This window comes from Paraburkholderia sp. CNPSo 3272, from assembly GCF_024206495.1.
GTDB lineage: Bacteria > Pseudomonadota > Gammaproteobacteria > Burkholderiales > Burkholderiaceae > Paraburkholderia.
In genome coordinates this window covers 276,601-289,361 of sequence record NZ_JAMBPQ010000004.1, presented here as the reverse complement: position 1 = coordinate 289,361, position 12,761 = coordinate 276,601, and the positions used below count along the sequence as shown (strand labels likewise).

10 protein-coding genes and 1 pseudogene are annotated in these 12,761 nt (G+C 65.1%); 3 read left to right on the top strand and 8 right to left on the bottom strand.

The window, feature by feature from the left end; translation table 11 throughout:
- Positions 1 to 22: 22 nt before the first annotated feature.
- Positions 23 to 1,648 (bottom strand): ABC transporter ATP-binding protein, encoded by a 1,626-nt coding sequence (locus M3I53_RS07560; RefSeq protein ID WP_254315323.1) that lies wholly within the window; start codon positions 1,646 to 1,648, stop codon positions 23 to 25.
- A gap of 267 nt (positions 1,649 to 1,915) precedes the next feature.
- Between M3I53_RS07560 and M3I53_RS07555 the strand changes: the two genes are divergently transcribed.
- Positions 1,916 to 2,848 carry a LysR substrate-binding domain-containing protein gene (locus M3I53_RS07555; protein WP_254315322.1) on the top strand — a complete coding sequence of 311 codons (933 nt, stop codon included), beginning with the start codon at positions 1,916 to 1,918 and terminating at the stop codon, positions 2,846 to 2,848.
- Between the two features lie 66 nt (positions 2,849 to 2,914).
- Here M3I53_RS07555 and M3I53_RS07550 read toward each other — a convergent pair whose 3' ends face one another.
- A complete protein-coding gene (locus M3I53_RS07550; RefSeq protein WP_254315321.1) occupies positions 2,915 to 4,324 on the bottom strand; it encodes an 8-oxoguanine deaminase in 1,410 nt (469 codons plus the stop codon).
- Positions 4,325 to 4,899: 575 nt separating this feature from the next.
- Between M3I53_RS07550 and uraH the strand changes: the two genes are divergently transcribed.
- Together uraH and M3I53_RS07540 are read left to right on the top strand one after the other, a co-directional pair.
- Positions 4,900 to 5,253 (top strand): hydroxyisourate hydrolase, encoded by a 354-nt coding sequence (uraH, locus tag M3I53_RS07545; protein WP_133186714.1) that lies wholly within the window; start codon positions 4,900 to 4,902, stop codon positions 5,251 to 5,253.
- A gap of 209 nt (positions 5,254 to 5,462) precedes the next feature.
- On the top strand, positions 5,463 to 6,656 hold the full coding sequence (locus M3I53_RS07540) for a urate hydroxylase PuuD (RefSeq protein ID WP_133186712.1): 1,194 nt from the start codon (positions 5,463 to 5,465) through the stop codon (positions 6,654 to 6,656).
- A 244-nt stretch (positions 6,657 to 6,900) separates the two neighbouring features.
- On the opposite strand, the gene M3I53_RS07535 is transcribed toward M3I53_RS07540, so the two are convergent.
- The 6 genes and pseudogenes from M3I53_RS07535 to M3I53_RS07510 form a co-directional block, all read right to left on the bottom strand.
- The gene (locus M3I53_RS07535; RefSeq protein ID WP_254315320.1) at positions 6,901 to 7,425 is read right to left on the bottom strand and encodes an ureidoglycolate lyase; all 525 of its coding nucleotides are present in this window, start codon (positions 7,423 to 7,425) and stop codon (positions 6,901 to 6,903) included.
- Between the two features lie 18 nt (positions 7,426 to 7,443).
- Positions 7,444 to 8,454 (bottom strand): allantoicase, encoded by a 1,011-nt coding sequence (gene alc / locus M3I53_RS07530; RefSeq protein ID WP_254315319.1) that lies wholly within the window; start codon positions 8,452 to 8,454, stop codon positions 7,444 to 7,446.
- Positions 8,455 to 8,537: 83 nt separating this feature from the next.
- Positions 8,538 to 9,059, bottom strand: a complete 522-nt coding sequence (gene uraD, locus M3I53_RS07525) for a 2-oxo-4-hydroxy-4-carboxy-5-ureidoimidazoline decarboxylase (RefSeq protein ID WP_254315318.1) — start codon at positions 9,057 to 9,059, stop codon at positions 8,538 to 8,540.
- Positions 9,056 to 10,015 carry an allantoinase PuuE gene (gene puuE / locus M3I53_RS07520; RefSeq protein WP_254315317.1) on the bottom strand — a complete coding sequence of 320 codons (960 nt, stop codon included), beginning with the start codon at positions 10,013 to 10,015 and terminating at the stop codon, positions 9,056 to 9,058. Before puuE ends, uraD begins: the two co-directional genes overlap by 4 nt.
- 145 nt (positions 10,016 to 10,160) lie before the next feature.
- A pseudogene (locus M3I53_RS07515) lies at positions 10,161 to 11,062 on the bottom strand (aspartate/glutamate racemase family protein).
- A 37-nt stretch (positions 11,063 to 11,099) separates the two neighbouring features.
- The gene (locus M3I53_RS07510; protein ID WP_254315315.1) at positions 11,100 to 12,614 is read right to left on the bottom strand and encodes an NCS1 family nucleobase:cation symporter-1; all 1,515 of its coding nucleotides are present in this window, start codon (positions 12,612 to 12,614) and stop codon (positions 11,100 to 11,102) included.
- Positions 12,615 to 12,761 lie beyond the last annotated feature (147 nt).

Below are 12,761 nucleotides of genomic sequence, written 5' to 3'. Positions count from 1 at the left end.
GCGTGTTGTTGTGTGTCGCTTGTCACGCGTTGGCGACGGTCTGCGCGGGCGGCTCACCGTTGGGGCGGCCACCGTCTCCGCGATCCGCGCGCTCGCCGAAAAGCCCCGCCATCCAGCGGCCGATTTCCTCGGCGTTCGTCTCGCCGGTCAAACGCGCGGGCGAAAGGCGTCCGCCCGCGAGCACGGCAATGCGGTCGCAGATGTCGAACAGCTCTTCCAGCTCTTCCGAGATCACGAGTATCGCCACCCCGCGCGCCGAAAGATCGAGCAGCTGCTGGCGAATGAATGCGGCCGCACCCACGTCCACGCCCCAGGTGGGCTGCGCGACCACGAGTACCTTCGGCGCCTGGAGAATCTCGCGCCCCACGATGTACTTCTGCAGATTGCCGCCCGAGAGGCTTTGCGCGAGCGCATCCGGGCCGCCGCAGCGCACATCGAACGCGCCGATGCAGCGCTCGGCGAACGCGCGCATCGCGCCGGTCCTGAGCCAGCCTGAGCGCACCATGCCTTCGCGGTGTGCCGTGAGCAAGGCGTTTTCGGCAAGCGACATGGCCGGGACCGCGCCGCGCCCCAGCCGCTCTTCAGGCACGAACGCGAAACCGAGCTTGCGGCGCGCGCCGGCCGAAAGGCGCCCTGCGGGCTTGCCGCAAATCCTGACCGCCTCGGCGCTCACACCGTGACGGGCCGCTTGCGCCTCGCCCGAGAGCGCGGCGAGCAACTCCGCCTGGCCGTTGCCCGAGACGCCGGCAATACCGAGTATCTCGCCCGCATGCACGCTGAACGACACGTCGGTGAGCGAAGTGCCGAACGGATCGTCGCTCGGCATCGACAGATGCTGCGCCTCGAGCAGCACGTCGCCGGGCGCGTGCGCGCGCCGCGTGTAGTCGGGCAGTTCGCGCCCGACCATCAATCGCGCGAGCGATGCATGTGTTTCGTCGCGCGGGACGACGCGGCCCGTGACCTTGCCGCCGCGCAGCACGGTAGCCGTGTCGCAAAGCTCCTGGATTTCGTCGAGCTTGTGGCTGATATAAAGAATGCTGCAGCCTTCGGAAGCCAGTCGCCGCAGCGTGCCGAACAGCTTGCGCACCGCTTGCGGCGTGAGGACGGAAGTCGGTTCGTCCATGATCAACAGACGCGGATTCTGCAGCAGGCAGCGCACGATCTCCACGCGCTGACGCTCGCCCACCGTGAGGCTATGCACGTGGCGCTGCGGATCGACATCGAGGCCGTATTGCGCCGACACCTCGCGAATACGCTTGCCGAGCGTTTTGAGGTCGAACGGTTCGTCGAGCGAAAGCGCGATGTTCTCGCCGACGGTAAGCGTTTCGAACAACGAAAAATGCTGGAACACCATGCCGATGCCGAGCTTGCGCGCCGCAGCCGGACTCGCGATTTCGACGGCCTCGCCTTCCCAGCGGATCTCGCCCGCGTCGGGCCGCACCGCGCCGTAGACGATCTTCATGAGCGTGCTCTTGCCCGCGCCGTTCTCGCCGAGCAAGGCGTGGATTTCGCCAGGCGCGACCGAGAGCGTGACATCGTCGTTCGCGCGCACCGCCGGGTACTGCTTCGTGATGCCGGCAAGCGCGAGGCGCGGCACACCGCTGCCGTTTTGCGCAAGCGTTGCCTGACGTGAAGGAGAATCACCCATTGAGGTTCCGCCGTTGTACGTTATTGCTGTCCGATAACCATTCGATGCTTGCCGCCGCGCTCAGGCGCCGCGCGCCGCCGTGCGGGGGTGACGATACCTGTTAGCCCTGCGAAGGTCGAGCCGCCAAAATTCTCCGTTGCCTCGCTGCACGGGCGAAGGGGCGTAGTCGTCGGGGTAAGCCTCGCTTGACGCCACTTTTTGTCCATATTAAAAACGATATACCCCCAAGCCTCATCGATCAGCCAAAACATATAATTCGGAGAATTCATGAGTCAGCAACGCGAGGCGATCGACACGTACCTCTTGCGCGTCTTGCACACGCTTCTGATGGAGCGCAGCGTGACACGCGCGGCCGTCAAGCTCAATCAGTCCCAGCCCGCAATCAGCGCGGCGCTTCGGCGCCTGCGCGACATCACCGGCGACCCGCTCCTCGTGCGCGGCAAGTCCGGCATGGTGCCGACCGAGTACGGCCTGCGCCTGCTCGAGCCCGTCCAGAACGCGCTGCGCGAGATCGAGCGCATCCGCTTCCAGCAGCACAATTTCGATCCGGCCACCTCCATCCGCTGCTATCGGATTGGCTGTCCCGACTATCTGAACGTCCTGTTCGTGCCGACTGTGGTCGAACGCTTTCGCCAGGCCGCGCCCAATGCCACGCTCGAATTTCACTCGCTCGGGCCTGCGTTCGACTACGAGCTCGCCCTCGAGGAGGGCAAGCTCGATATCGTCATCGGCAACTGGCCCGAGCCCCCCGAACAGCTGCACCTCTCGAACCTGTTCGTCGACCAGATTGTCTGCCTGATGAACAACACGCACCCGTTCGCCAAGCGCGGCGGGCTCACGCTCGACCAGTATCTGAACGCGCCGCATCTCGCGCCCACTCCCTATTCTGTGGGCCAGCGCGGCGCCATCGATGTGCACCTCGCGCGCGAGCGTCTCAAGCGCCACGTGGTCGTCACGCTGCCCTACTTCAATCTCGCGCCCTACGTACTCGTGAAGTCGGACCTGGTCTTCACGACCACGCGCCTGTTCGCCGACCACTACGCGCGCTTCCTGCCGCTCACGGTGGTGCCCGCGCCGCTCGACTTCCCGCCGATGCAGTACTACCAGTTGTGGCACGAACGCTGTCATTACTCGGACGAAGTACGCTGGTTGCGCAGCCTCATCGCCGAAGCGACGAAGACGCTGATCGACAAGCCTTGAGCAGCACGGCCGCCCGTTGCTGCGGCCGCTCGACCTCTCAATACCTCTATGGGCGGCGTGCTTGCCTCAGCGCGCCATCTGCATGAGTTGCGCCGCGAGCCGGTTATGCCGCTCGATGACCGGCTCGAGCTCCACTGTCTGCAGCACGCCCTCCTTCACGATTACGCGGCCGCCGATCACGCTCAGCGCGACCTGCGAGGGTGCGCAGAAGACGAGCGCCGCAACGGGATCGTGCAGCGCGCCCGCGAACAGCGGCTGGCGCAGGTCGAATGCCACGAAGTCCGCCGCCATGCCGGGTGCGAGCGCGCCGATGTCGTCGCGGCCCAGCACCTGTGAGCCGCCCAGCGTCGCGATTTCGAGCGCTTCGCGCGCGGTCATCGCATCGGGCCCGAAGCCCACGCGCGCGAGCAGCATGGCCTGGCGCGCCTCGGCGACCATCTGCGCGCCGTCGTTCGACGCCGAGCCATCCACGCCGAGACCGACCGGCACGCCGGCGAGCCGCATCTTCTTCACGGGCGCGATGCCCGAGGCGAGCCGCATGTTCGAGCACGGGCAATGCGCGACGCCGGTGCAGGTCCTGCTGAACAAGCCGATGCCGTGGTCGTCGAGCTGTACGCAGTGGGCATGCCACACGTCGCGGCCCACCCAGCCAAGGTCCTCCGCATATTCGGCGGGCGTCATACCGAACTTTTCGCGGCTGTAAGCAATGTCGTTGGCGTTCTCGGCGAGATGCGTGTGCATCGACACGCCGTAATGCCGTGCGAGCGCCGCCGATTCGCGCATCAGGTCGCGGCTCACCGAGAACGGCGAGCATGGCGCGACGACGATGCGCAGCATCGCGTACCGGCCCTCGTCGTGATACGTCTCGATGACGCGCTGCGTGTCGGCAAGGATCGCATCGTCGCGCTCGACCACGGCGTCGGGCGGCAAGCCGCCGTCCTTCTGGCCGACGCTCATGCTGCCGCGGCTCGCATGAAAACGCATGCCGATGCGTTGCGCAGCCCGAATGCTGTCGTCGAGGCGGCTGCCGTTCGGATAGATGTACAGATGATCGCTGGACGTCGTGCAGCCCGAGAGCAGCAGCTCCGACATCGCGGTGAGCGTGGAGACCTCGATCATCTCGGGCGTAAGGTTCGCCCATACCTTGTAGAGGCTGGTGAGCCAGCCGAACAGTTCGGCGTCCTGCGCGGCCGGCACGGCTCGCGTGAGGCTTTGGTACATGTGGTGGTGCGTATTGACGAGCCCAGGCGTCACGAGATGGCCGCTGGCGTCGATCACCTCGTCGGCCGTGGCGGGCAGTTCCGCCGTCGGGCCGACCGCGACGATGCGGTTGCCTTCGACGTAGAGGCCGCCGCCGCGAATCTCGCGGCGCGCGCCGTCCATTGTCACCAGCATGTCGGCGTTTTTCACCAGCAAAGTCTTGCCGGGCTTTTGCGGGTCTCGCGGGTTTTGCCGCTGTGCGAGAGTGGGTTCCATCGTCCTTGTTCGCTCCGTTGTCGTGCCGCCGCGAGCCCTGGCTTTTCGTTCGGACTCGCGCACGGCGTGTGAACCAGACGCCCTCGCCTCCCGCCGGCCTCGCCGGTCGCCCAGGCGCCCGGTGCCGACGCGTCCCGACGAGGACGCCGCTGGCCCGGTTACCCGGCGTCCATCGCCGTCTTCGGGACGCGCAGCACGCGCTGCGCATGGCCTCTACGATCCGCAGCCAAAATAGTCGTGGCAATTCGCGCCGCTGCGATACCCACATTTACACCATGCATATAAAGGTCGATTTTTGGCGTCGCTACGATGCCAGTAAGGGCAGCCGGAATCCGGGGCGCAATGAGCGGCGGCCCCAGGGCTCACCCTCATGCGCGTAGCTTTATCTTTCCTATCGCTCGCGCGCGCCGGGTGCGATCGTTCTTAAAATGCGTTCACGGCGCTCGCTTCGATCCGCCGACGGGTATGTAGCCACTGACGTGGAGCCTCGATCCGCCGCAATGCATCATGCATGGGATCGGGAGCTGCCGCTGAAACCTCGCAATCGCACCAGGCACTCACAAGGAAAACTGCGAATGGGCAAGCTGACTACCCACGTGCTCGACACCGCGAACGGCCGTCCCGGCGCGGGCATCAAGGTCGAGCTCTTTGCGCTCTCGGGCGACGCGCGCCGCGCGCTCAAGACCGTCACCACCAATGACGACGGCCGCTGCGACGCGCCGCTGCTCGAGGGCGAAGCACTCGCCAAGGGCGAATACGAACTCGTGTTCCATGCCGGCGACTATTTCGCCGCGCTCGGCACGAAGGTGCCCGAGCCGCGTTTCGTCGACCGCGTAGTGCTGCGCTTCGGCATCGCCGACGCCGGCTCGCACTACCACGTGCCGCTACTCGTTTCGCCGTGGTCGTACAGCACCTATCGGGGCAGCTGAGCGTCCCCCGGGCCACCGCAACACCTGGTCGGAGGGCATTCCGGGCGATCTTCCAGCCCGGGACATCAAGCCCGAGGACATACGAACAATAACGGCAGCGCGGCAGCGCATGGGTCGTCCAGCGGCCCCGACGCCAGGCAGCGCGCTCATACCCCGCAGTTAGCGTGCGTTCAGACGCGCGCGCAATGCATCAGGACTGGAGACGTTTCATGGAAGGCTTTATTACTGATTGGCTGAACCTCGCACTGCGCTGGTTCCACGTCATCGCGGCGATCGCCTGGATTGGCGAGTCGTTCTATTTCGTCGCGCTCGACAACAGCCTCAAACCGCCCACGGACCCGAACCAGCGCCGTCGCGGCGTGTTCGGCGAGCTGTGGCACGTGCACGGGGGCGGCTTCTACAACATGCAGAAGTACACCGTGGCGCCGCCTGAAATGCCCGACGACCTTCACTGGTCGAAGTGGCCGTCGTACACCACGTGGCTCTCGGGCGCGTCGCTCTTCACGGTGCTGTACCTGATGGCGCCGAACACGTATCTCATCGACAAGAACGTGCTCGACATGGGTCCGGTCGTCGCGATCTTTTCGGCACTGGGCTTCCTCGCCGCGGGCTGGATCGTCTACGACTCGCTGTGCCGCGTGCTCGGCACGAAGGACAAGCTGCTGGGCGTGTGCGTGGGCATCTATGTCGTGATCGCCGCCTACCTCGCCTGCCACATTTTCTCGGGCCGCGCCGCGTACCTCATCATGGGCGCGATGCTCGCGACGATCATGTCGGCGAACGTGTTCTTCGTCATCATCCCGGGCCAGCGCAAGATGGTCGCCGCGATGCTCAAGGGAGAAGTGCCGAACCCGATCTACGGCAAGCGCGGCAAGCAGCGCTCGGTGCACAACACGTATTTCACGCTGCCTGTGGTGTTCGCGATGCTCTCGAACCACTACGCGATGACCTACGCCCACGCCTACAACTGGGCCGTGCTCGTGGTGATCATGCTGGCCGGCGCGCTGATTCGCCAGTTCTTCGTGATGCGCCATCGCGGGCAGCAACTTTGGTATCTGCCGATCGGCGGCGTGGCGCTGATGTTCGTCGCACTGGTGTGGACGCTGCCGCGCCCGGTCGTGCCGCAGGCCGAAGCCGCGAACGCGCCGTCGCTGAAGATTTCCGACATCCAGCCGATCCTGCAGCAGCGCTGCGCGGCCTGTCACTCGGCGCACCCGACGTTGATGGGCGCGGCGCCGGCCGGCGTGATGCTCGATACGCCCGACGAAATTTCGCAGAACGCGCAGCGGCTCTATCAGCAGGCTGTGACGCTCAAGGCGATGCCGCTTGGCAACGTCACGCACATGACCGACGACGAGCGGCAGAAGATCGCCGCCTGGTTCCAGGGCGGTGCAAAGCAATGACGTAGTTACGAGCGCGAGCGGTTTGCATCGCGCTACGTGGGCGGTGAGTGGAAGGACCCGAAGAGCGACGCGCTTCGGGTCCTTTTTCTTTTCGAAGCATCGAAGGCGTCGCGCAAAGCCATGCTGCGCTTTGCGCAGCCGGTTCGATCTGGGCCATCACCGCATTTCATCCACCAAACGCAAAAAAGCCACGGTCTCGACCGTGGCTTTTGCGCTGATACGGACTGCTGCGTAATTCCGCGGATCAGCGCATCGCCGCCCTCATCGCGTCTTCCGTCAACCAGAACGACTCCGCCAGATCCTGCTCGTTGAGATTGAGCCCATCCCCACCGCGATCGACGACGATGAAATCGCTCACCTCGTCTAACGCGATCAGCGGATGATGCCAAACGCCCTTTGCATAATTCACGCCCTGCCAGCCGCGCGAAACGAACGCGCGAATCCGGGTCACGTCCAGCTCGCCTGCCGGCGCGACCACCACGAGATAGGGCTTGTCGTTGAGCGGCACGAATGCCTGACTGCCCAGCGGATGCCGTTCGAGCATCTTCACTTCGAACGGCAGCTCGCGCGGCTGCCCGCGAAAAAGATTCACGAGCGTGCGGCCGCCTTCGTCGGTCACGTCCACTTTCGCGAGATCGTGAAAGCGGATGGTCGTCCCCAGATTGATCGGAACCTGCTTCGCACCCGCGAGTTCGATCACGTCGCCGAAGGGCGCGAACGCCTCGGGTGTGAGCGGCTCGATAGTCAGCGTCGTCCTTGTTTCACTCATGATGGCCTCATCAGCGTATCAGGCGAGCGTACCCCAGAGGCGCACACGCGAAACGCCGCCGTCCGGGATGATGTTGAAGCGCACGTGCGTAACCGGGCCGAGCGTCGCGAGCTCGCTTTCGTAGTAGTGCTGCTTGTCCATCTGCAGCTTCTGCTCGCCGAGCAGCACCGGCCAGAACATGGCCTGGGTCACGAGCGAGCTGTCCGTGCCGCCCACCACGCGCGCGGCCTGGAACGAGCAGCGGTCGGGATAGTTGCCCTTGAAGTGCGCCGTGTCGACTTCGATCTTCTTGATGATGCCCGGCTGCGCGAGCGCGATGATCGCCCAGTCGTTGCCCGGTTCCCGGCGGCGGCGCGTTTCCCAGCCGTCGCCCATGTTCACGCCGCGGCCCGGCATGAGCAGCGTGGAGGCCATGCCAAAGTGCTGGTTGTTCGCGCTAACGAGGTACGCACCGTTTTCCATCGCGGCCAGGTCGAACAGTTCGGTGCGGCTCGCGCCCGCCCAGTCCACCTGCGGTTGACCGTACACGCGCAGACGCGCGATGCCGCCATCGGGATAGATATTCACGCGCAGGTGCGTGTACGGCTTGTCGCTCGACACTTCCACGTAATGGTGGCTATTGCCGTTCAACGAGGTCGAAGGAACGATCTCCGTCCATTGTGTCGTGGCCGTGGGTGCGCCATCGGCCACGTACGCGCCCTCCACCGATGCCGCCGGCGGGTAGTTGCCCGTGAAGTGGCTCGTGTCGATATCGAGGCCCTTGATGACGCCGGGGCGCGCGAGCTTCACGATGCACCAGTCATAGCCGGTCGTGCGCTTGCGGCGCGTTTCCCAGCCGTCCATCCACTTGCCGTGTTCGTCGTACTTGCCCGGAATAAAGACGGCCGGCTCCGGATTGAGCATGCGATCCTTCGGTGCGAAGAAGTCGTCGCTCGCCTCGAGCGCCTGCGCGCCCAGGCGCGGGTCCGCGAGATTCACGAAGCGGCGCGTGAAATCGGGGGCGTTGGGGTCGAGAGTCGGGAGTGCCATCGTTGTCTTCCTTCGTGTCTTTTCTGTAGATCAAAAACGGCGCTGCGCCCCTTCCGCGAAAAGCCGGTGGGCGCATCGCCACGTTACGCGTCGATCAGCTCGTCGAGCCTGAAGCGCGCAATGCGGTAAATCTGGTCGAGGCTCGCGCGCATTTCATCGGCGCGGCTGTTGTTCACGCGCGCCTCGAAGTTCGCGATGATGGCGTGGCGGTCATAGCCGCGCACCGCGAGAATGAATGGGAATCCGAACTTCTCGCGATACGCGCCGTTGAGCGCGAGCAGCTTGTCGAACTCTTCCTGCGTGCACTGGTTCAGACCCGCGCCGCTTTGCTCGCGCGTGGATTCGGCGGTCAGCTCGCCGCGCACGGCGGCCTTGCCCGCAAGCTCGGGGTGGGCGTTGATGAGCGCAAGCTGCTGCGCCTCGCCCGAGGTTTCCACGGCCTGCGACATGGTGCGATGCAGCGCGTCGATGCTCGCAAACGGGCGCTGCTGCGCGGCCGCAGCGGCAACCCAGGGCGAGTGCTCGAAGATGCCCGAAAGCGCCGCCACGAAGGCGTCGACCGAGGCTTGATTCAGCTGTTCCAGGGTGTAGTGCATTGCCTTCATGCGGCGGCCCCGCGGTGGTCGTTCTGCTGCGGTTGATAGGGATGATGCTCGCGCCAGTGGCGCGCGATGTCCACGCGGCGCGTGACCCACACGCGCTCGTGTTTTTCGATGTGATCGAGAAAGCGCTGCAGCGCGCGAAAGCGCCCAGGGCGCCCGAGCAGCCGGCAGTGCATGCCGATCGAGAGCATCTTCGGCGCTTCGTCGCCTTCTTCATAGAGCACGTCGAATGCGTCGCGCAAATAGGTGAAGAAGTGGTCCGCCGTGTTGAATCCCTGGGGCGACGCGAAGCGCATGTCGTTCGTGTCGAGCGTGTAAGGCACGATCAGTTGCGGCACCGATGTGCCGCCTGTGACCTCCACGTCCATCCAGAACGGCAGGTCATCGCCATAGTAATCGGAGTCGTAGAGGAAGCCGCCATACTCGGCCACGAGGCGATGCGTGTTCGGGCTGTCGCGTCCCGTGTACCAGCCGAGCGGGCGCACGCCCGTCACGCGCTCAATCGCTTGCATGCCGAGCTTCATATGCTCGGCCTCTTTGGCGGGCGAGATGTCCTGGTAGTGAATCCAGCGATAGCCATGGCACGCGATCTCGTGGCCCAGTTCGACGAACGCGCGCGCGACTTCGGGATGACGCTCGATCGCCATGCCCACACCGAATACGGTGAGCGGCAGGCCACGCTTTTCGAATTCGCGCAGGATGCGCCACACGCCCGCGCGCGAGCCATATTCGTAGATCGACTCCATGCTCATATGGCGCGCGGGATAGGCCGCGGCACCCACGATTTCGGAGAGGAACTGCTCGGAGCCGGGGTCGCCGTGCAGCACGCAGTTTTCGCCGCCCTCTTCGTAGTTGAGCACGAACTGCACCGCGACGCGCGCCTGACCGGGCCAGTTGGCCTGCACCGGATACCGGCCATAACCGATCAGGTCGCGGGGATATTGGGGATCGAGTGGCATGCTGGTCGAATCAATCGAATAGAGAGAAGGAAACGCAATGTCCGCACCACGGCGAGTCACCGTGAAGCGGCCGCTGGCGCTGCTTTGCAGGGCCTCGCGGACGGTCCGCGCAACCTGCCTGCAGGACCGGACCAGTGTAGCGAAATCACCTGTACGCGCCCATACGCGCGCTCAGATAGTACGGGTCAAGCGAGGTGTATGTGGCCGCCCGATATGGTGTCGTCCGGGCGGCCATCTGCGCTTGCACGCGTTGCGCGTTTACCCGTAGCGCAGCGGCCGCACGGGCGGCGGCGTTTCCGTGGCCGGGGCGGGGTTGGCCGGGCTGAAACGCGCGAATTCGCCGTCGTAACGCTTGGCGAGCGGGCGCGCGAAGTCGCCGCGCTTGGCGGTCGTGAGGCGCAGCGCAACGAGCGCCTCCACCCACTTCACGGCGGCCGTCACGCCGTCGACCACTGGCACGCCGAGCGCGTCCTCCACCTGCTCGCACAAGCTCGTCATGCCCGCGCAACCGAGCACGATCGCGTCCGCGCCATCTTCTTCGAGCGCGCGGCGGCACTCGTCGACGATCGCGCGGCGCGCGGCCGATCCGGGTTCATCGAGTTCGAGTACGGCCACGTCGATCGCGCGCACGTTGCGGCAAAAACGTGTCATGCCGTAGCGCTCGGCGAGGTGCCAGGCCATTGCGCGCGTGCGCGAGAGCGTCGTCACGACCGAGAAGCCCGGCGCCAGCACGCTCGCGGCATGCATGGCGGCTTCCGCGATACCCACGACGGGCCCGCGCGCCAACTCGCGCGCCGCGTAAAGGCCCGGGTCGCCAAAGCACGCAATCACATAGCCGTCGAAGCCTTCTCGCTCGCCGGCCTCCACTTCGGCGAGCAGACCGGGCGTAGCGAGCGCCTCGTCGTAATAGCCTTCGATCGACGGCGGGCCCATCGTCGGGCTCACCGCTACCACCTCCGTGCCCGGGGCGATCACGGCGCGCGCGCACTGCTCCATCGCGGCGGTCATACGCTGCGTCGTGTTCGGGTTGATCAGTTTGATGCGCATTTCGATTCCTTCGTCGATGCCTGGTTTTGCGTGAAGCTCATGCGTTTGCGCGGGCGCGTTCGCCCATCGTGAGCGCGCGATAGAACAACGCGCCGAGCGCGGCGCCGATGAACCACGAGAAGTTCGCCGCGCCGCCGAGCGCAGGCACCATCACGCAGAGAATCGCGATCACCGCTGCGGGCAGCAAAGCCGACACCGCGCGCCAGTTCACACCATTGCGATACCAGTACGCCCCCTTCGGCGACACCGTGTAGAGCTCGTCCACGGCAAGACGACCGCGCTTCACGAGATAAAAATCGACGATCAGGACACCATACAAAGGCCCGATGAAGGCGCCGAGTATGTCGAGCGTGTAGTGAATCACGGCCGGGTTGTTGAAGAGATTCCACGGCGTGATAAAGATCGAGGCGACGGCGGCGAGCATGCCACCCGCACGCCAGCTGATGAGTCGCGGCGCGACGTTGGAAAAATCGAACGCGGGCGAAACGAAGTTCGCGACGATGTTGATGCCGATGGTCGCGATCGTGAACGTGAGCGCGCCGAGAATCACCGCGGTCGGATGATCGATGCGGCCGACCGTTTCGACGGGATCGGTAATCAGTTCTCCGAACACGGGCAGCGTTGCCGACGTCGTGATGACCGTGACGAGAGAGAAGGCGAGGAAGTTGACCGGCAGCCCCCAGAAGTTGCCCTTGTGCACGCTCTTGAGCGACTTGCCGTAGCGCGAGAAGTCGCCGAAATTGAGCATCGGCCCCGAGAAATACGACACCACGAGCGAGATCGCCGTGATCATCACGGGAATCACTTCGGTACCGTGATACTTCACGCCGCCGAGATTCAGGCCGATGTTGTGCCAGCCCGCGCGATACACCATGTAGCCCGCGAGCGCGAACATCACGACATAAACAGCCGGCCCCGCGAAGTCGATGAACTTCTTGATGGTCTCCATGCCGTTCCAGAACACGAGGGCCTGCAGCACCCAGAGCGTCATGAAGCCGGCCCAGCCGACCGCGGAAAGCCCGAGCAAGCCGTGCTTGTGCACGTCGGCATAAGGCATGAGCTGCGGAACGAACTTGAGCACGACGATCACGAGCGCGCTCGAGGCGAGATAGGTCTGGATGCCGTACCACGCCACGGCGATGAGGCCGCGAATCACGGCGGGAATGTTGGCGCCCAGCACACCGAAGGTGCCGCGACACGCCACCGGATACGGCACGCCGTGACGCTGGCTCGGCCGCGCGATCAGGTTACAGAGCACATTGACGATGGAGATGCCGACGATCAGCGCGACGAGCACTTGCCAGCTCGTGAGGCCGAGCGCGAAGAGGCTCCCCGCGAACACGTAGCCGCCTACGCTATGCACGTCGGACATCCAGAACGCGAAGATGTTGTACGCGCCCCAGGTCTGCTCCTTGAGGGGAGCCAGGTCGTGGTTGTAAAGCCGCTCGCTGTAGCCGGCCGGCAAGCGCAGGTTGTCTGCGGACTCGCTGCTTTCGCCAGATTCGAAGTTGGGCACTGCCGGACTGCCAGGTGACGCGCTGAACTGAGCCATGATCCGCTCCTTGGATGGATTTGCCGACGGAAAAAAGACGCCTGAGCGCCTCGAAACGCGTGCGTACCGCCGCTGGACGCGGCCGCCGCGATATCCCCGAATGGTCTGGCCTTCGCTGGCACTGCGCCGGTCGCCGTCTGCTGGCGC